Consider the following 19,406-nt stretch of genomic DNA (forward strand, 5'->3'; position numbering starts at 1 on the left):
ATGACAATTATTGAACGCTTACAACAGCATAAAGATTTAGAGCCCCATAAAATGGCTTTAATCGTAGATGACATACAATATACATATGGTGAACTATATGATGCTATTCTATCGGTCGGTATTAATAATACAAGTCGCATTGTAAATCTTACTCAGTCTAAAAAGACATTAAATACTAAGATTCTTTTAATTCAGGAACTGTCGTTTGTTGAACAACTTACACAGTGGCTTGGGGCATTACATAAAGGTAATATTCCTATGGTATGTCACAATGAGATGGATACGGCTTATGTAGATGAGCTAGCTCGTGTTATAGCCTATGAAGGTGTACCGCCATTAGCTGATTTTGGGGTACTTACATCGGGGACTACGGGACAACCAAAACCTTTGTGGAGACGAGAAATGTCTTGGCGCGATTTTTTTGATATTCAAAATGATATTTTTCATATAAATAAAGATACTAAAATCTTTTTACAGGGAAGCTTTAGTTTCACAGGTGTTAGCAATATGGTCATTGCCTCTTTATGGGCTGGAGGGACTGTTGTTACAACGAGTTCCTTGCGTCCTAGTAGATGGATGCAGCTTATAGAGGAATACAATATAGACCATATATATGCATTACCAACGAAACTACGATTATTGGTTCGACATTGTAAAAGTAAATTATCATCCATTAAATACATCATTGCGGGATCTCAAGTTCTGGATCGACAATTAATGGAACAGTTACAACATATATGCCCTGATATGGAGTTTATCTTGTACTATGGTGCATCAGAGCTTAACTATATAACGTATTGCACTGGTAAAGAATGGTTAGCGCGAGAAGGTACGGTAGGGAGACCATTTCCAACCGTGAAAATCGCAGAGAATGATAATGTCATTTATGTGACAACAAATTATCGTATTGAAGGGATTCCCAATACGTATACTGTAAATGATTGTGGATACATTGATAGTGACGGGTATCTTATGTTTAATGGGAGAGCAGGTGACGTAATCAATAAAGGGGGATATAAAATTTCTATCCCAGAGATGGAATTGTATTTACAATCCTTACAAGGGGTTTCCGAGGTTGCTATTATCGATATTGCTGATGAGATACGAGGGGAAGACTATGTAGTTTATATGGTGCTAGATGGTGAGGTTAGATTGAGTGAAGTTATAGAACTTATTCATAATAAAAGACCTCCTGTAGAGTGGCCAAAAGCTATAATAGAAGTTCCTATGTTACCCCTTACGGAATGCTCAAAAGTTGATAAACGAAAGTTAAAAGAGTGGTATAATAAAGGGTAAACATTTTTTGTACTACAAGGAGGCATCATGCAGATTAATAAGGCGGCGCTAGAGATTTTTGACTTTACATCCTCGTTAGCTGTATATTCTGAACATGAATTAAAGGTTGGGGATCAAGCTATACAAGATTATATTGCAAATCATGTAGTTAAGGCTTTCAAAGATCCAGGGGCTAGAACCGGAACCTTACATGATGCGAGTCCTGTAGGCAAACAATTAGTAGACTATAAAAATGGAGAGCTTAAGTTTATTGATTTATGTAAGAATTTAGGTGAAAGCTTGTTTACATATATGAAACAAGCTACGGATTCCGTTGTTATTGATACGATTATTTGTGAAGCCGTTACAGATACGTCCTATGTTTGTATTCTTCTGTGCCAAGCTCATGATGCTTTTACCCATCAACTATTCAGTGAAGATGATGGTACATTGGCTACAGAACTTGTTTCTCATAAGGCAGTACTACCTATGCCATCACAAAAATTACGGGCCTTTGCATCTATTAATCTCTCTAATTTTAGTGTTCGTATTTTTGAACCTAAAGGTGAATTTGATGGTGAGGTATCCTATATCCTAGCAGATAAGGTCTTGCAATCAGGGACTAATCAATCCTCGCGAGATACGGTGAGAAAGGTAAAGACTATCGTAGATAAGGTGGCTCAAGCTCATGAGTCTGATGGCGTTGTTGAGTTGACAACGGCTAAATCTATGATTGCTAAAAATGCAGAAGTATCAGATACCGTTGATCCTGTTCGTATTGTAGAAGAGGTATTTAAAGCGAATCCTATTCAACAAGAGGCGGTAAAGAAAGAATTAGCTGATGCGGATATGTTGCGTCCTTTGCCAGTAAATCGTGAGTTCGCCACGAAGGTTGGAGAGCATCATAAGATTAAAACAGATACAGGTATTGAGATTTCATTTCCTGTAGAATATATGAAAAATCGTGAGTTTATTGAGATAAAAACTAATGATGATGGTACTTTGCGTATTGAATTAAAAAATATTAATAAAATCATAAATAAATAGTAATGAAAAATTATATTTGTCTATAGAAATATATTATGTAATGATTAAATTTATTTGCTATGCTAGTATATGGAGGTTATGATGAGTAAAGAGAAACATAAAAAAACAAATGCATTACGTATTTTAGATACTCATAAGATACCTTATAGTATTAGCGAATATGAGTGGTCTGAAGAGCGTGCTGCTGGCCTTCATGTAGTAGAAGCATTAAAACTCGATGAGAAACAAGTCTTTAAAACATTAGTTGGCAAAGGTGACAAAACTGGATATGTAGTATTCTGTATTCCTGTGGCTGAAGAGTTAGATATGAAACAGGCAGCACGTGTTAGTCATAATAAGTCTGTAGAGCTTGTTCATGTTAAGGATTTGTTAAGTATTACAGGTTATTTGCGCGGTGGATGTTCTCCAGTAGGCATGAAAAAAGCATTTCCTACCTATTTTGATGCTACTATGGAACCCCAAAAGTTTGTATATGTAAGCGCAGGTTTACGCGGGATGCAAATGAAGGTAAATCCAAAGGATTTGGCATCTGTCGTAAATGCTGAATTTGTTGAACTGACAATGGACCATTAAGGGGGACGTATGGCAAAAAAGTTTTATGCTGTTCGTCAGGGCCGTGTACGAGGAGTTTATACTACATGGTCTGACTGTGAGAAACAAGTAAAGGGCTATGGTGGTGCTATCTACAAATCATTTTCCACAGAAGTAGAAGCACGTGCTTTTGTAGAGAATTCAGGTTTGTCTTTAAGTGATTTTATGAGCGCTAAAAAGAGTGAACTTAAATTGCCACAAGAAGTGAAGTTTAAATCTATAAATTCTAGGCCTATAGGTTCTAGTTCTAGTATTCAAAGTAAAGTATCAGCAAGTGTTGTGAAACCAGATTTTACTATTCCAAACTATATGGTTGCGTATATCGATGGTAGTTATAATAAAGAGACTAATACTGTTGGTGCAGGTGGGGTTATCTTTTTGAATGGCAAGAGGAAAACTTTTTCTTTTCCCTCTACTGATGAACGATATACATCGTTTTGGAATGTAGCTGGCGAGTTGTTGGCTGCTATGCATGTTATGAAATATGCTGTTGATAATGGAATTTCTGAATGCTCACTTTATTATGATTATATGGGCATAGAAATGTGGGCTACTAAGAGATGGAAACGTAATAATGAGCTAACCAAAGAGTATTCAGCATTTTATGATTCTATAAAAAATCATGTGCGAGTATACTTTCACAAGGTGGCTGCTCATACAGGCGATACATATAATGAAATGGCTGATGCACTAGCAAAACAAGGTGCAGGTATTTAAAGATATTAGAAGGGAGGGCGCTATGAATATATGTGTTACTGGTGGGGCCGGATTTATTGGGTCCCATTTAGTTGATAGATTAATTGAATTAGGGCACGATGTTCTCGTTATAGATAATTTATCTACAGGTATGCGCTCCTTTGTACATAAAGATGCTCGATTTATTGAGATGGATGTACGAGATCCAAAATTACTATCTGTATTTGAAGAGTTTAAGCCGTCTATCGTATTTCATGAAGCGGCGCAAACAATGGTTCAATCCTCCATGGAGAACCCAAGTTATGACTGTGATGTAAATCTAATAGGGCTTATTAATGTTCTCGATGCGTGTCGTAAAGTGAAAGTTGAACAATTTTTAATGCCTTCATCAGCTGCTGTATATGGTGACTTGGCAGTATTGCCATTGACTGAAGACTTGAGTGGTATGCCTTCGTCTTTTTACGGCTTGACAAAGCTTACTGCAGAAGGTTATTTGCGTATTTATCATGAAGCTTTTGGATTAAATACAGTATGCTTTAGATATGCTAATGTATATGGACCACGTCAAGGTGATGGCGGTGAAGGTGGCGTTATCAGTATTTTCAACCGCTTGATTGTCGAAGGGCAACCATTAACTGTATTTGGTGATGGTGAGCAAACTAGAGATTTCATTTATGTAGATGATGTGGTAGATGCTAATATTAAGGCTATGGAGAATGGTCAATGCACAGGTATTTATAATGTATCTACCAATATGGGAACATCTGTGAATGAGTTGATTACGCGATTCCGGGCTATTAGTGGGACAGATTTTATGGTTTATTATGAAAATGAACGTATAGGGGATATTAAACATTCGCGCTTAAGTAATGTGAAAGCTGAACGTGATTTTGGTTTTATTGCCACTACAACATTAGAAGCTGGTTTACAAAAGACATTGGAATATTTTAAAGCTCATCATAAGTAAGAGAAATAAGGTTTGGGGATATGAGTGATACGCAATTTTGGGTGACCGTAGGTATTTGGAATCTTATCGTATTTAGTCTGTATGGATATGATAAATTATGTGCCATTAATGGATATGATCGAATTTCAGAGTTTACATTATTATTTTTAGCGTTTGCCTTTGGGGGTGTTGGTGCTTTATTAGGCATGGTCCTATGGCGTCATAAGACATTAAAAATTAAATTTAAATTAGCCATTCCTTTTGCATTACTTTGGTCTGTATATGCAGTTGGATTCGGTTATGGTTTGTGGGTAAAATGATTGTATAAACTAATATTTTATTCATTCTTTTATGGTATAATAAAAAAATATTGTACATAAAATGTCAGTGAAGGAGATATTTGATGTTGCGATTACAATCAGGTTTTGAGTTAGATTATGCTAATATATATAATGAAAGTTGCATACAAGAACGTGATGTGAATAATTTTGAACGGGCTATACAAAATGTATGGCGTCATACAAATATTTTGCGTTCTACAGGCTTCGAAGAAGGTCATGTTTCTAAAGATGGTTTACCTGAACCCGTGTTGTTTTACCAACTTCCATATATTTCAGAAGATGGTATCAATACACCAGATATGTTAGAGCGGCTTTACGAATTACGTGACTATGCACGCCATAATATTGATACAGTTGTATCCGTAGGTATTGGGGGCTCCTATTTGGGGAGCAAAGTTATTTTTGATGTGCAGTGTGGAGCATTTTGGAATAACTACAGTGCAGAGGAACGCGACGGCTATCCTAGGATGTACTTTGCAGGCTTTAATGTGGATGGTGATTACTTAGTAGGGCTAATTCGTACGTTAGAGTGTCAAGCTCAGAAAAAAGGTCCTGATTATAAGGTGATGCTCGTTATTAATTCTAAGTCTGGATCTACCATTGAACCAATGGCTAACTTCATGATTTTGGAGAAGGCTTTACAAGATCGTAATATTAACTACGAAGTGATAGCTGTTACAGATGTATCTGATGATGAACATCCTACAATTTTACGATCTATGGCGATAGAAAATAATTGGAAGACCTATAGCATTCCTTATGGTGTAGGTGGTCGTTTCTCTGTATTTACAGAAGTTGGTTTTGTAACAGCCGCTCTTGTAGGATTTGATATTGAAGGATTCTTATCTGGTGCTGCATCTATGGATGCAGCATGTCAAGAAGAAGACATTTTTAAAAATCCAGGCCTTTTAAGTGCATTATTGAAATATATTGCATCTGAACGATATGGTCGTATTATAGAGGTGTTTATGCCTTATAGTGAAGCACTCCACTCATTATCTGATTGGTATGTGCAGCTCTTATCCGAGTCTCTTGGAAAAATGAGTAATACTTGTCTACCATATGGTCGTACGCCAGTTGCTGCAGTAGGTACTATGGATATGCATGCTCAAGTTCAAGAGCATCAAGAGGGGCGCCTAAATAAGGTAGTTCAATTTATTAAGGTTAAGGATTGGAAACATAATCTCATTGTTCCAGATTCCTATAGTCAATATGAACGTTTACACTCTCTATCTGATGTAGGCATTTGTGATATTTTAAACATTGCTTTAGATGCTAATAGAGAAGCCTTGTCTAGTGACAATCGTTTTAACATGACTATAACTGTACCAACATTAAACGCATTCCATTTAGGAGAAATTATGTTTATGCATTGTTGGGCCGTTTATTTTGAGTCCATTTTTGCGGGTGTTGATGCTTTTGATCAACCAGGGGTAGAGGTTTATAAGCGTCTCATCGGACCCAAATTGGCTCGAGCAAAGGAAGTACATAATTCATGAGGGGGAACTATGAATATTTTAGTAACAGGTGGTGCTGGTTATATTGGGAGTCATACTGTACGTGCTTTACAACAAGCAGGATATACACCAATTATTGTAGATAATTTATCTCGTGGGCATGTAGAATCTATTCCTGAGGGGGTAAAGTTCTACAATATGGATATTGCTGATCCTGAACTAGTAGGTATTATGAAAGAACATAACATCCTAGGTGTAATGCATTTTGCTGCTCACTCACAAGTTGGTGAATCCATGCAAAATCCAGCTATTTATTATGAAAATAATGTAGTTGGTTCTTATCACCTTATTGAGTCTGCTCGTACCGCAGGTATAAAGCATTTTGTATTTTCTAGTACGGCTGCTGTGTATGGTGAGCCTAAGGTAGTTCCTATTTGTGAGGATGCTCAGCTACAACCAACAAATGTATATGGTCGTACTAAATTGATGATAGAAAAAATGTTATCTGATTATAGTTCGATTTATGGTTCTACATATGTTGCGTTGCGTTATTTCAATGCGGCCGGTGCGGATCCGTCTGGTATGATTGGAGAAGACCATCATCCTGAAACTCATTTGATTCCACTTGTGTTAGATGCGGCTCGCGGTAAAAGAGAGCATATAACTGTATTTGGGACTGATTATGATACAGCTGATGGCACATGTGTACGCGACTATATTCATGTCAATGATTTAGCAGCTGCTCACGTATTGGCTATGGACTACTTGCGTAAAGGCGGAGAATCTCAAGTATTTAATCTTGGTAGTGGTAATGGATTCTCTGTAAAGGAAATCATCGAGACTGCAAAAGAGGTTACGGGTATCGATATTCCTGTTCAATATGGTGATCGCCGTGCTGGTGATCCAGGAACATTAATTGCTTCCTCTGAAAAAATCAAAAATTTACTTGGTTGGGATCCTAAATTTAGTAATGTTGCTGATGTTATCAAAGATGCATGGCATTGGCATACATCTCATCCAGATGGATTTAATAGTAAATAAAGAACAAATTGTTTTGATTTGTCAATATAATGAATGACTCTATTAGTCACCTTGGTGACTGGTAGAGTCATTTTTTTGTAGGATTTTAAAAGAGCCTCCTAGAATATGTCAGCAGGAGGTGGATTATGAACTTACAAGACTATATAGAACGTATGAAAATGTGGATTGATAAGCAGCATTTTATTATGCGCCACTATAAGTTTGCACTTGGTATTTTCTTTATCATTACGGTTGCCCTTTTAGGCATTGGTATTTTTTATCCACATGAGGAGGAAAATATTCATATTAGTTTAGATCAATCTAATGGTAGAGATGCTAATCAAATTGAACGAGGCTCAGAAAAATTATCAAAAGAAACAACACATGATAATAGAAATGGGAAAGGAAAGAACTATTTTAAAGATGAAAGTGATATAAAAAATGTAAAGGATAGAGAGGTAAAAAGCGATGTTCATGGACGATTATTATATGATATTACCGGTGTTGAGCGAGCAAATCCTTGGCGAGAGGTTTTTAAAGATATTCCTATAGATGAATTACTTGGTCAGAATAAGATAACTAAAGATAGCAATGGCAATTTCGTTGATATAAATAATGATTTACATGAGTCAGATGATTCAATGAAGACTTTTGAGAAAAAGGTAGATGAAAGTCGTAGAAATGAAAAATATCAACAAATAAGAAATAATAAAAAGCATAGTGGTAATTATATTGAATTAAAAGCTAAAGATATTAGTGCTAGACGAGTTGAATCTAGTATACAACCTTCTATAAGTAATCCTACCAAACAACATCCCATAGAGCTTATAGGTATTATTGAGGGACAACAGAATATTGCTATTTTACGAAAAGGTACAGAGGAACAAATGGTTAGTATAGGAAGTGTGTGGAAAGAAATATCAGTATCTAAGATAACTGCAAGTGGTGTAGAAATTATTGAAGGAGGTTCATCACGGTGGCTAAGAATCGAGTAAGCTTTATAGGTCTAAAATGTATAGATAAGATTATAGTGACAGTTATATTGCAAATAAGCTTATGGATGGTCGTAATGCTTGTAACTCCCTTCATGGTATTTGCTAATGGTACTGATAGGATAACTACTAGTAGTTCTGAAAACATCGTAATTAGTGGTGAAGTAGCTAAAAATGAAAAAAATATTGAGAACAAACTCATAACGATTTCTGTACGCAATGCATCCTTAAAGGAAACCGTTTTAGGAATTTGTCGTAGTTACGGTATATCCGTAATTGGTGTAGAGTCGTTAAAAGGGACTGTTACGGCCACTGTAACGGGAGAATCCCCAGAAGGGATTATTAATGAACTAGGTAAGTTATATCATTTCTCCGTATTGAAGGAGCATAACACACTTCTTATTGATTCTGATGATGAAACACTTGAAAAAAGAGAACTATATGTTATATCACCTGAACATTTACCGGCTGAGTCTTTGAAAAATGTGGTAGGCACAGTGGTAAAAAACGATAAAATGGCAGTGCTTTCAGAACAAAATGAAGTAATTATGCATTTGACGAGCGGAGAAAAGCGACGCGTAGAAACCTTAGTACGTGCTATCGACAAGGAACCAAAACAAGTGCAATTGGAAGCTACCATCATTGCTATGGAACAATCCTATGCTAAGGAACAAGGTTTTAGATGGTCTTGGCTTAGCTTGACCGGTCATGGAGAAGATAAAACACATTCCTATGGTGCCGTTACCTTTGGCAAAACACCGACTGGGGAAGCCTATAAGTTCTTTGTAAAGCCAGAGCTAAGTCTTATGGAAAGCTCAGGTAAGGCCGTTCTAATTGCAAAACCATCTATCATGGCTCTCAATGGTGAGACTGCGCATATCTTGATAGGTGAAAGAATACCTGTTATAGAGGAGTCAGAAGTGAATGGCGAACGAAAGCGTTCTACTCGTTATGAAGAGGTGGGCATTAAGTTGAATTACACTCCTATCATTACCGCTGATGGTGGTGTAGATGCTAAAATACATGCAGAAGTGAGTACACCTATTATGGTATCTGAAATGAAAGCCTACAAAATAAGCACACGTCAAGCACATACAAGAGTACGATTACAACCAGGAGAAGTGCTAGTTATTGGTGGACTCATGGATAATCGAGATCAACATCAAATACAAAAAATACCTATTTTGGGAGATATTCCTTTGTTAGGAAAATTATTCCGTCATAGTCGAAAAACAAAAGATTCTATAGAAATGTTAATGTTAGTGAGGGCAACTGTGGTATAATGAAGAGTAAATGATTAGGAGGTTGTGAATGGAACGCATTCGAATGATAGACCTTGGAAAATCATTTGGAGTGCGCCAAGTATTTTCCAATGTGTCTTTTGAGATAAAAGAAGGGGATCGACTCGCATTGGTAGGCCCTAATGGGGCTGGGAAATCTACCTTGTTAAAGTGCATATTAGGGTATGAAGAACTCGATGAAGGTAATGTAGTCAAGTCGCCTGTTGCTAGTATTGGCTATTTACAACAAGATGTAAATCTTGGAGATGATAGCCTTGCTACGGAAATCGAAAAGGCTTGGGCTGATGTTCATGCATTGGAAAAACAATTAAAAGAGCTCACTAGTCGCTTGGAAACCGAAGAGGCTAGCGAATCGGATTTACAACGCTTAGATTATTTACAGAATCGTCTAGAATGGCTAGGTGGTTATGACTACGAGCAAAAGACAAAGCGCATAGTCTATGGTCTTGGTTTTACTGATGATGACTTAGATAAGCCGGCTAATGCTTTTTCAGGTGGTCAAAAAACGCGTATCAATTTAGCTAAAGCGTTAGTACGTAGTCCTGATTTTTTATTCTTAGACGAACCGACTAACCATTTAGATATGGATATGCTGGAGTGGTTAGAGGGGTACTTATCTGCCTATCAAGGTGGTATTCTCATTGTCAGCCATGATAGATATTTTCTAGATCGTATCGTCACAGGTGTTGTGGAGTTAGATAATCACAAGGCTACAACCTATCGTGGTAACTATAGTCGCTATATTCAACAACGTGATGAACGTTTAAAGGCTGATATGGTGGCCTATGAAAAACAGCAGGAGTATATTAAGAAAACAGAGGCTTATATAGATAAATACCGCGCTGGTATCAAGTCTAAAATGGCTCGTGGTCGTCAGTCTCAACTAAATCGATTAGAGCGGCTAGAGGCACCTGTTACTTCACATCATTTACAATTTTCTTTTCCTCCTGCTGCGATGAGTGCTGATAAGGTTTTAGTCTTAGATCACTTATCTGTCGGATATGGTGAAAGTCGCATTATTGATGATATCTCTCTAGTTGTTCGACGAGGTGAATCAGTAGCGCTTATTGGACCTAATGGCGCGGGTAAGTCTACACTGGTGAAAACCATTGTAGGAGAACTATTCCCTGAAGTTGGTCATGTGGATATTGGCAATCGCGTACAAGTCGGTTACTTCTCACAAGAACACGAAGAATTGCATGATTCTTGGCAGGTAGTGGAAGAGATCATGAATCACTTTAACTACAGCGAGGATAAGGCTCGTAATGTGCTGGGGGCTTTCCTGTTTAAAGGGGACGATGTATTTAAGCTAGTAGGTGAATTATCTGGTGGTGAGCGCGCTCGTTTAGCTTTGCTTAAATTATTTCTTCAAGGAGATAATTTTCTAATTTTAGACGAACCGACAAACCATTTAGATATTCCTACACGAGAAATTGTAGAGGAAGCATTGCAACAATTTGAAGGGACTTGTTTTATTATTTCTCATGATAGATACTTCTTGGATCAAGTTTCTACAAAAACAGTAATTCTAGATGAAGGTAAAATTACAGAGTATCTCGGTAATTATTCATACTATAAGGAAAAGCTGAAAGAGCAAGAAGATTTATTAGCATTGGCTAATGGGAAAAACTCTGATAGCAGTAAGCGTGATAGTAAAGCTACTCCTATTAATGAGTCAATGCTTTCAGTATCAGAAACTACGGAGGAAAATCAGAAGAAGCCAAATGCTTATATGGTAGAAAAACAATTGGCTGAGGTAGAAGCTGAAATTGCTCGTTTAGAGGCGACGATGAAGATGTATGAGGTGCAATTAGCTAATCCTGTAGTACAACAAGATTTAGATGAAATGTCCAAAATTTCCACACAAATCGAAGAGACTCAGACAGAGTTGGAATCCTTGTATAAGAAGTGGGAACGTCTATCTGAATAACTTATTTAATGTATATATTATTAGGGAATTAAAATCATTATCTTTTAATTGACAAACTATTTTATATTCTCATAATATAGGTATAGATTTAAAGTTTTATGTTTTGAAGGAAGGGTGTAACATGAATAAATCCATGTTAAAAAAAGCGGCCATTTTTGGCCTTGCCGGTGTAATGGCAATTGCTGCTGGTTGTGGTAGCGATAAAGATGCAGGTAGTGCAAATAGCAATGAAGCTAAAATTGCATTATTAACAACAACAACTGGTGGTGCGGCAGCATATGGTGAATCCATTAAAGCTGGTGCTGAATTGGCAGTAAGCGAAATCAATGCTGATGCAAATGCTGTAAAAATTAACTTATTAGTAGAAGATACTAAAGGTGATAAAAACGAAGCTATCAATGCGATGAACAAAGTAATTGCAAAAGATAAAGTGGTAGCAGTTATTGGACCTATGTTATCTGGTGAAATGATGGCTGCGGGGCCTGTAGCAAACAAAAGTAAAGTAGTAGCGCTTGGTACATCTACAACGGCTGAAGGTATTACGGATATCGGCGATTACATTTTCCGTAATGCTGTACCTGAATCCTTGGCAGTAGATACTGCAATTAAAGAAGCACATAAAACTTTAGGCTTCAAAACTGCAGCTATCATGTACTCTAACAACAATGACCAAATGGTATCTGTAAATAATACAGCTCGTAAAGCATTGGAATCTGAAGGTGTACAAATCGTTGATACTGAAACATTTGCAGATAAAGATACTGACTTCTCTGCACAATTGACTAAAATTCAACAAGCAAAACCTGATGTAATTGTAGTTGCTTCTCTTTACCAAGAAGGCGCATTAATCATGAAAAAAATGCGTGAAATGGGTATGAATCAACCTGTAGTTGGCTCCAATGGTTTCAACAGCCCACAATTCATTAAAATTGCTGGCGATGCTGCTAACGGTGTTATTGTTGGTACGCCATGGTTCCCTAACAAAGAAGACCAAAAGGTTAAAGATTTCCGTAAAGCCTATGTGGCAAAATACGGTAAAGAACCTGACCAATTCGCTGCTCAAGCATATGATGCAGTATATCTCTATGAAACAGCTTTGAAAAAAGCAGGGTCCACAACAGATCGCGAAAAATTCCGGGAAGCATTGAAAAATATTGCTGACTTCGTTGGTGTAACTGGCCAATTCAAATTCAACGAAAAACGCGATCCTTCCATGGAAGTTCAAGTATTACAAATTAAAAACGGTCAATTTGACGCATTAACAAAATAAGTTGAGGTAGTATAGTGTTTTTACAACAATTAGTTAACGGGTTAACCCTCGGTAGCTTATATGCTGTACTCGCTATTGGCTTAACACTTGTGTTCGGTGTTTTGAATATTATCAACATGGCTCACGGAGGCATCTTTATGATAGGTGCCTTCGTTGGTCTTTTTATGGTAACAATTTTTAACGTTAACATTTTTGTAGCCCTTATCGTAGCTATGGCTGTAGGTGCTATCCTCGGTTATCTTTTAGAATTTGTGGCGCTTCGTCCACTACGCAAGAAAAAGGTGTCTCACTTGGCACCACTTATTAGTACCATTGGTGTTTCTATTTTCCTTGAAAGTTTGGCATTATTGCTTTGGGGCCCTCAAACTAGATCATTCCCACCAGACTATATTGGTGGCCTAATCGACTTTGGAGCTTTCAAAATTTCTATGGTACAAATTATTGGTTTAGGCGTTTCTGTTGTGCTAATGCTGATTTTAAATGTAGTTATTAAGAAAACTAAGATTGGTAAGGCTATTCGCGCTGTATCCATGAGTACGGAAACAGCAGCTCTCTTGGGTATCAATCCAACAATGATTATATCTATTACTGTTATGATTGCATCTGCTTTAGGTGCAGCGGCAGGTGTATTGGTAGGCTTGTCCTTTAATGCTATTGAGCCTACTATGGGTGTTATTATAGGCTTTAAAGGTCTGGCAGTACTTATCTTAGGTGGTCTTGGTAATATTACAGGCGCCATGGTTGGCGGCTTTATTTTAGGTGTAGCAGAAATCTTCTCTGTTGCTTATGGTGCATCTACATTCCGTGATGCTGTTGCCTTTGGTCTCATTATCCTATTATTATTCTGGCGCCCACAAGGCTTGTTTGGATCTAAAGATAAAGGGGGTAGACCGTAATGGAATTATTAAACCCGTATTATCTACAGATCGTGATGTTTTTCATCATTAATGCCATCATGGGTATTTCAATTTATTTCACACTGGCAAGTGGACAGCTTTCTTTAGGGGCTGCTGGCTTTATGAGTGTTGGTGCATACGTAGGCGCTATTCTTTCTTTGAAAGCTGATTTGCCTATCGTTGTAGGCATTATTATTGGTGGCTTAGTTGCTAGTCTTGTGGCTGTTATTATCGGTTTGCCAACAACACGTCTTAAAGGTTTGTATCTTGCCATTGCTACACTTGGATTTGGCGAAGTTGTGCGTGTTATTTTCTTGAATTTGGATATTACAAATGGTGCATTAGGCCTTTCTGGTATTCCATCCATTCCTCAAGAATTGACAAATTATGCCTATGAATTTGATCTCGATGGTTTAATGGGCATTGATGCTGTTGCATGGGGCAATCTAATGGCTATTATTATTTTGTTAGCTATTTTAGTATTGATTATCGCCTTTTGTGTACGGATTAATAATAGCCGTGTGGGTCGTGCCTTTGCAGCGATTAAGGCTGATGATCATGCAGCTGAATTGATGGGAATCAACGTTGTATACTACAAGATGATGGCCTTTATTATCGGCGCTTTCATCGCTGGTATTGGTGGTGGTTTGTATGCGCATATTACAAACTTTATTAATCCTACAGATTTCAGCTACCATAAAGTAGTACAAATTTTGTTATTCCCTGTATTTGGTGGTTCCAATGTAGTATGGGGTTCCGTACTAGGTTCCTTTATTCTTACATTACTACCAGAAGTATTGCGTTTCTTATCCGACTATCGCGATATTATTTATGGTGCTTTGCTAGTAATCTTGATGGCTGTTCGTCCAGATGGTATTTTAACAGAATCCATGGTGGATAAAATTAGCCGTAAATTAGGCTTTAAGAAAGCTCCATATATTCCAGAATCACAAGTATTAACAGAACGCTTTGAAGCATATAAGCGTAAACAACAGGAAAAACAAGGATAGGAGGGAACTGAATGCTATTAGAATTAAATGAAGTAAGTAAAAGCTTTGGTGGCGTTGCAGCTCTCACAGGTGTATCCTTTGGTGTTAAACAAGGTGAGGTATTTGGTGTTATCGGCCCAAATGGTGCTGGTAAGACTACACTCTTCAACTTGATTACTGGTGTATTCCCTGCAAGTTCTGGTGAAATTGTATTTGATGGTATGTCTGTTGTAGGCATCAAGCCTCATAGAACTGTTGAAATGGGGATTGCTCGTACATTCCAAAATATTCGTCTCTTTGGCAATATGACAGCTCTTGAAACTGTTTTAACCGGTATGCATTGTCGTACTGGCTCTGGCTTCTTATCTAGTTTTTTGAAAACAAAACGTCAACGTATTGAAGAAGAACGTTGCCGTGGTATTGCCTATGAGTTTTTAAAGCTTGTAGGGCTTGAAGAAGATGCGGAAGAGGTTGCCACATCATTACCGTATGGTAAGCAACGTCGTCTTGAAATTGCCCGTGCCTTAGCGACACATCCTCAGTTAATCTTGCTTGATGAACCGGCAGCCGGTATGAATGATAGTGAAACTGAAGTTTTGCGTCAATTGATTGGCAAGATTCGTGATCTAGGTATTACCGTTGTGGTTATTGAACATGCCATGGAATTGATGATGAATATCTGTGATCGTTTGGTAGTACTTAACTTTGGCAAGAAAATTGCCGAAGGTACACCTCAAGAAATTCAAAATAATGAAGCTGTAATTGAAGCATACTTAGGTAAAGAAGAGGTGTAATATGTTAAAACTAGAAAATATTGTGGCTGGTTATGGACATATTACAGCCCTAAAAGATATAAGCCTAGAGGTTCCACAAGGTTCGATTGTATCTCTTATTGGTGCTAATGGTGCTGGTAAGACTACTACGATGAAGACTATTATGGGACTTGTAAAACCCACATCTGGTCGAGTGATTTTTGAAGGTCAAGATATTACGAGTTGTCAAACTCATCAAGTTGTACAGAATGGTATCTCTTTAGTTCCTGAAGGGCGTCAAATACTACAAGATATGAGTGTTTATGAGAACCTTGAAATGGGTGCTTATACACGTAAAGATAAAGAAATCGAAGCAGATATCAAAAAGGTATTTAAACGATTCCCTATTCTTGATGAACGAAGCTATCAATTGGGTGGTACTTTATCTGGTGGTCAACAGCAAATGCTAGCTATTGGCCGTGCACTTATGGCTCGTCCAAAGTTGTTATTACTAGACGAACCATCTATGGGGCTTGCGCCTTTAGTAGTAAATGAGATTTTTGAAACCATTAAAGAAATTAGTGCCGATGGAACAACAGTTCTTTTAGTAGAACAAAATGTACGTCAAGCATTGAAGATTGCTGATTATGCGTATGTTTTAGAGACTGGTAAAATGGTATTATCTGGATCTGCTGATGAAGTTCGCCATAATCCTCGTGTTATGGAAGCTTATTTAGGCGGTCGTGTTGAATAAGTAATTATATAAAGCGATCATTATTGTCAAAACTTTGAATAAGGTGTATATACTAGATTTCTAGTATATACACCTTATTTTTTATCACTAATTCTGATAGAAATAGCAGCACTATGTGAGCTGATAATGAAGTGAGTTTATAAATTTTTTATTATTTTTAAAATAATCAATAATAAATCTAGTGAATTAAGAATGAAAAAAGCAAATAATAATTAATGAACATATATTGAAAATACTGTATTTTTAGGGAATTGTTGTTGAAGATTATATGAAGTTCGCCTGGAAGATACTAGATTTGTAGAAGTATATTTAAAAAAATGATAAAATAGCATGACTGATTTTTTAGATATAAGATACATCAATAATTAAGTGATGAATTAAATAAGTTGAATAAAAAAGAGGTAAGTATGAAGAAGAAACAGTATATGATGATGGCTACATTCTTATGTACTACAACAATGGCTATGGCTGCACCAGTTAATATAAATACTAATCAGCCTTATAATGCTAAGAATGGACAAATGGAAGGCCATGCACCATTGGAAAATAGTGCATCTGTAATTAGCTCTGATAAAGAATATCGTCTGCGTCAAGGCGATGAACTGAATATTCAAGTGGTTCAGCAGGCAGAGCTTGGTACACGTAATGGTAATGACATTGTGTATACCGTCAGACCAGATGGATATGTATCGTTTCCTATGGTTGGTGCTGTAAAAGCAGATGGCTTAACTGTAGATGAATTTACAGCTGAATTACAGCAAGGTTTGTCTCGTTATATCATTAATCCTGATATCACAGTAAATGTATCGAAATTGGGCGGTGTTCGCGTATATGTATTTGGTGAAATTAATAAGCCTGGCGCCTATACGTTGACTAAATCTAGTACAGTTATTGATGCGATTGGGGCTGCAGGTAGTTTTAACTGGGATACAGCAAAGAAGAAAATTTACTTGATTCATCAAGATAATCCAGAGAAACCGATTCTTATCAATTTAAATCGTATTTTACAAACTGGAGATATGTCTGAAAACTACATCATGCGTGAAGGTGATATTCTTTACTTAACTAAGAATAGTCGTATCAACTTTGCTCGTGATATTGCTCCAATCTTAACAGGGGCTTATATGGTATCACGAATAGGTAAGGATTAAAGATAAGGCGATATCTATCATATAAGGGGGCGTTTTTTTGCGTTCATATTTATTACCATCCATATTGTTTATTACCGATATTGTGACGATTGTAATCGTTGCTTTTATCAGTCTTTTTATTCGATTTGATGGACACATAGAACCTCAATATATTAATCAAATGGTGGATGCACTTCCGTTATTACTTATTTCGTATATGTTGATGTTCTTGATAATGCATTTATATACACGTATTTGGCGCTATGCAGGGATGCGAGAGGTATTAGCAGTATTTGTAGCGACTACAATTGGTACGGCTTTATTCTATTCCTCTATGTTTGTATTTGGTAAGTCATTACCACGTTCTGTCTATTTTATTACATGGTTCCTCACTACAGGTGCTGTTGGTATGGGACGTATGTTGCTTCATTATGTGGCACTTCACTATAGCAGTGGGGACGATGGTGAAAGTGGCCAAGTGAATACATTGATCATAGGAGCCGGTGATGCAGGTGCAACTATAGCTCGTGAAATTGAACGATATCATAAGCGTTCTCGTCGAGTGATTGGTTATGTTGATGATGACATGTTTAAACATAATCGTCTTATGAATGGTTTTAGAATTCTCGGTAATCGTGAAGATATTCCAGCATTAGTTGCTAAGTATAAGGTAGAAGAAATTATTATTGCCATGCCTTCCGTGAAACGAGATATTATTCAAGAAATCATGGAAATCTGTTCTCCTTTAAAATGTAAAATCAATATTTTACCGGGGATGTATCAATTACTTGATGATGAAGTTCTTGTATCTCATTTACATCCTGTTTCAATCGAGGACTTGTTGGAGCGTGATGAGATTCAGCTCGACACGTCCAAGGTTGAAACATATCTTATGGATAAAGTGGTTTTAGTTACTGGTGCAGGGGGATCTATTGGTTCTGAAATTTGTCGTCAAGTTTTACGTGTAAAGCCTAAAAAGCTATTGCTTCTAGGTCATGGTGAAAATAGTATTTATCTTATTCATCAAGAATTGCGCAATATTGCGCCCCAAGATACCTTGGTTCCAATCATTGCAGATATTCGCGATAAGAATCAATTAGAACAAATTTTCAAAAACTATAATCCTGATGTAGTATTTCATGCGGCAGCTCACAAACATGTGCCTCTTATGGAAATCCAGCCAATTGCTGCGGTATTAAATAATATTTATGGTACTCGTAATGTTGCGGATGTAGCCGGAGCTCATGGGGTAGATCGATTTGTTATGATTTCCACGGATAAAGCGGTGAATCCAACTAGCGTTATGGGCGCTACAAAACGGGTTGCTGAAAAAGTTGTACTTGGTATGAATCACACATATGATACTAAGTTTATAACAGTTCGTTTTGGTAATGTACTTGGTAGCCGTGGTTCAGTTATTCCTTTATTCCGTAAACAAATTGAAGCAGGCGGTCCTGTAACCGTTACAGATCCAGAAATGACACGTTATTTCATGACTATTCCTGAAGCCAGTCAATTAGTACTTCAAGCTGGTGCCATGGGGAATGGAGGAGAAGTGTTCCTTTTGGACATGGGTGAACCGGTTAAAATTGTCGATTTGGCTAAGAATATGATTCGCCTTTCTGGCTTTGAGCCTAATAAGGATATTCGTATTGAATTTACTGGCTTACGTCCAGGTGAAAAGTTATATGAAGAACTATTAACTGCCGGAGAAGGTACGAATACTACTACGCATAAGAAAATTTTTGAAGCAGCTCTAGAAGATGTTGATCAAGAATGGCTGAGTCGTGAAATAGAGCGCTTTGATACATGTAAAACTGATATAGATGTAATTAATGTATTGCAGGATATTATTCCTACATACGATCCAAATCATAATGTATAGGTCATGGACGATACATTTATTACCCGATATATGTATAAGACTATTTTAATTTTGATACATTATGCCTTTATTGAGAGGGTTAGGTACAGTTAATATTCTAAGTGGGAGAGACCCTGTTGTTTGTATACTTTTAC

The 19,406-nt window shown here is 37.1% G+C and carries 18 protein-coding genes; all 18 read left to right on the forward strand.

Annotated elements, in window-relative coordinates; all coding sequences use genetic code 11:
• Complete coding sequence (locus E7K77_RS00270; RefSeq protein ID WP_278622101.1) at nucleotides 1-1,296, forward strand: AMP-binding protein; 1,296 nt, start codon at nucleotides 1-3, stop codon at nucleotides 1,294-1,296.
• Between the two features lie 27 nt (nucleotides 1,297-1,323).
• Nucleotides 1,324-2,322 (forward strand): nucleoid-associated protein, encoded by a 999-nt coding sequence (locus tag E7K77_RS00275; protein WP_325305767.1) that lies wholly within the window; start codon nucleotides 1,324-1,326, stop codon nucleotides 2,320-2,322.
• Nucleotides 2,323-2,403: 81 nt separating this feature from the next.
• Nucleotides 2,404-2,895 carry a Cys-tRNA(Pro) deacylase gene (ybaK, locus tag E7K77_RS00280; protein WP_004697210.1) on the forward strand — a complete coding sequence of 164 codons (492 nt, stop codon included), beginning with the start codon at nucleotides 2,404-2,406 and terminating at the stop codon, nucleotides 2,893-2,895.
• 9 nt (nucleotides 2,896-2,904) lie between these two features.
• Nucleotides 2,905-3,630 carry a ribonuclease H family protein gene (locus tag E7K77_RS00285; RefSeq protein WP_278622099.1) on the forward strand — a complete coding sequence of 242 codons (726 nt, stop codon included), beginning with the start codon at nucleotides 2,905-2,907 and terminating at the stop codon, nucleotides 3,628-3,630.
• A 22-nt stretch (nucleotides 3,631-3,652) separates the two neighbouring features.
• Entirely contained in the window at nucleotides 3,653-4,576 is a 924-nt protein-coding gene (locus E7K77_RS00290) for an NAD-dependent epimerase/dehydratase family protein (protein WP_316708625.1), read from the forward strand.
• Between the two features lie 20 nt (nucleotides 4,577-4,596).
• Nucleotides 4,597-4,875, forward strand: coding sequence for a DUF1294 domain-containing protein (locus tag E7K77_RS00295; protein ID WP_008600612.1), 279 nt, complete (start codon nucleotides 4,597-4,599; stop codon nucleotides 4,873-4,875).
• 83 nt (nucleotides 4,876-4,958) lie between these two features.
• Nucleotides 4,959-6,395, forward strand: a complete 1,437-nt coding sequence (locus E7K77_RS00300) for a glucose-6-phosphate isomerase (protein ID WP_287525318.1) — start codon at nucleotides 4,959-4,961, stop codon at nucleotides 6,393-6,395.
• A gap of 9 nt (nucleotides 6,396-6,404) precedes the next feature.
• Nucleotides 6,405-7,394, forward strand: a complete 990-nt coding sequence (gene galE, locus E7K77_RS00305) for a UDP-glucose 4-epimerase GalE (RefSeq protein WP_325305774.1) — start codon at nucleotides 6,405-6,407, stop codon at nucleotides 7,392-7,394.
• A gap of 125 nt (nucleotides 7,395-7,519) precedes the next feature.
• A complete protein-coding gene (locus E7K77_RS00310) occupies nucleotides 7,520-8,368 on the forward strand; it encodes a hypothetical protein (protein WP_278466756.1) in 849 nt (282 codons plus the stop codon).
• Nucleotides 8,350-9,648 carry a type II secretion system protein GspD gene (locus E7K77_RS00315; RefSeq protein ID WP_008600616.1) on the forward strand — a complete coding sequence of 433 codons (1,299 nt, stop codon included), beginning with the start codon at nucleotides 8,350-8,352 and terminating at the stop codon, nucleotides 9,646-9,648. Before E7K77_RS00310 ends, E7K77_RS00315 begins: the two co-directional genes overlap by 19 nt.
• Before the next feature lie 28 nt (nucleotides 9,649-9,676).
• A complete protein-coding gene (locus E7K77_RS00320) occupies nucleotides 9,677-11,596 on the forward strand; it encodes an ABC-F family ATP-binding cassette domain-containing protein (RefSeq protein ID WP_287525325.1) in 1,920 nt (639 codons plus the stop codon).
• A 121-nt stretch (nucleotides 11,597-11,717) separates the two neighbouring features.
• On the forward strand, nucleotides 11,718-12,866 hold the full coding sequence (locus E7K77_RS00325; protein ID WP_120054626.1) for an ABC transporter substrate-binding protein: 1,149 nt from the start codon (nucleotides 11,718-11,720) through the stop codon (nucleotides 12,864-12,866).
• 14 nt (nucleotides 12,867-12,880) lie between these two features.
• Nucleotides 12,881-13,762 (forward strand): branched-chain amino acid ABC transporter permease, encoded by an 882-nt coding sequence (locus E7K77_RS00330; RefSeq protein ID WP_012864168.1) that lies wholly within the window; start codon nucleotides 12,881-12,883, stop codon nucleotides 13,760-13,762.
• Nucleotides 13,762-14,772 carry a branched-chain amino acid ABC transporter permease gene (locus E7K77_RS00335; RefSeq protein ID WP_008713655.1) on the forward strand — a complete coding sequence of 337 codons (1,011 nt, stop codon included), beginning with the start codon at nucleotides 13,762-13,764 and terminating at the stop codon, nucleotides 14,770-14,772. Before E7K77_RS00330 ends, E7K77_RS00335 begins: the two co-directional genes overlap by 1 nt.
• 11 nt (nucleotides 14,773-14,783) lie before the next feature.
• Nucleotides 14,784-15,545, forward strand: coding sequence for an ABC transporter ATP-binding protein (locus E7K77_RS00340; protein ID WP_298713045.1), 762 nt, complete (start codon nucleotides 14,784-14,786; stop codon nucleotides 15,543-15,545).
• Between the two features lies 1 nt (nucleotide 15,546).
• Complete coding sequence (locus tag E7K77_RS00345; RefSeq protein ID WP_325305778.1) at nucleotides 15,547-16,257, forward strand: ABC transporter ATP-binding protein; 711 nt, start codon at nucleotides 15,547-15,549, stop codon at nucleotides 16,255-16,257.
• A gap of 407 nt (nucleotides 16,258-16,664) precedes the next feature.
• Nucleotides 16,665-17,408, forward strand: a complete 744-nt coding sequence (locus tag E7K77_RS00350; protein WP_325305779.1) for a polysaccharide biosynthesis/export family protein — start codon at nucleotides 16,665-16,667, stop codon at nucleotides 17,406-17,408.
• Between the two features lie 37 nt (nucleotides 17,409-17,445).
• A complete protein-coding gene (locus tag E7K77_RS00355) occupies nucleotides 17,446-19,272 on the forward strand; it encodes a polysaccharide biosynthesis protein (protein WP_325305780.1) in 1,827 nt (608 codons plus the stop codon).
• The last annotated feature ends 134 nt before the right edge of the window (nucleotides 19,273-19,406 follow it).

Source organism: Veillonella parvula, assembly GCF_032577575.1.
Lineage (GTDB): Bacteria > Bacillota > Negativicutes > Veillonellales > Veillonellaceae > Veillonella.

What these genes read in the sequence shown, in the direction of transcription:
- E7K77_RS00325 (WP_120054626.1), top strand. Translation starts at nt 11,718, where the DNA reads ATGAATAAATCCATGTTAAAAAAAGCGGCCATTTTTGGCCTTGCCGGT.
- E7K77_RS00345 (WP_325305778.1), top strand. Translation starts at nt 15,547, where the DNA reads ATGTTAAAACTAGAAAATATTGTGGCTGGTTATGGACATATTACAGCC.
- E7K77_RS00310 (WP_278466756.1), top strand. Translation starts at nt 7,520, where the DNA reads ATGAACTTACAAGACTATATAGAACGTATGAAAATGTGGATTGATAAG.
- E7K77_RS00300 (WP_287525318.1), top strand. Translation starts at nt 4,959, where the DNA reads ATGTTGCGATTACAATCAGGTTTTGAGTTAGATTATGCTAATATATAT.
- E7K77_RS00295 (WP_008600612.1), top strand. Translation starts at nt 4,597, where the DNA reads ATGAGTGATACGCAATTTTGGGTGACCGTAGGTATTTGGAATCTTATC.
- E7K77_RS00350 (WP_325305779.1), top strand. Translation starts at nt 16,665, where the DNA reads ATGAAGAAGAAACAGTATATGATGATGGCTACATTCTTATGTACTACA.
- E7K77_RS00335 (WP_008713655.1), top strand. Translation starts at nt 13,762, where the DNA reads ATGGAATTATTAAACCCGTATTATCTACAGATCGTGATGTTTTTCATC.
- galE (WP_325305774.1), top strand. Translation starts at nt 6,405, where the DNA reads ATGAATATTTTAGTAACAGGTGGTGCTGGTTATATTGGGAGTCATACT.
- E7K77_RS00290 (WP_316708625.1), top strand. Translation starts at nt 3,653, where the DNA reads ATGAATATATGTGTTACTGGTGGGGCCGGATTTATTGGGTCCCATTTA.
- E7K77_RS00285 (WP_278622099.1), top strand. Translation starts at nt 2,905, where the DNA reads ATGGCAAAAAAGTTTTATGCTGTTCGTCAGGGCCGTGTACGAGGAGTT.
- E7K77_RS00320 (WP_287525325.1), top strand. Translation starts at nt 9,677, where the DNA reads ATGGAACGCATTCGAATGATAGACCTTGGAAAATCATTTGGAGTGCGC.
- E7K77_RS00270 (WP_278622101.1), top strand. Translation starts at nt 1, where the DNA reads ATGACAATTATTGAACGCTTACAACAGCATAAAGATTTAGAGCCCCAT.
- ybaK (WP_004697210.1), top strand. Translation starts at nt 2,404, where the DNA reads ATGAGTAAAGAGAAACATAAAAAAACAAATGCATTACGTATTTTAGAT.
- E7K77_RS00275 (WP_325305767.1), top strand. Translation starts at nt 1,324, where the DNA reads ATGCAGATTAATAAGGCGGCGCTAGAGATTTTTGACTTTACATCCTCG.
- E7K77_RS00340 (WP_298713045.1), top strand. Translation starts at nt 14,784, where the DNA reads ATGCTATTAGAATTAAATGAAGTAAGTAAAAGCTTTGGTGGCGTTGCA.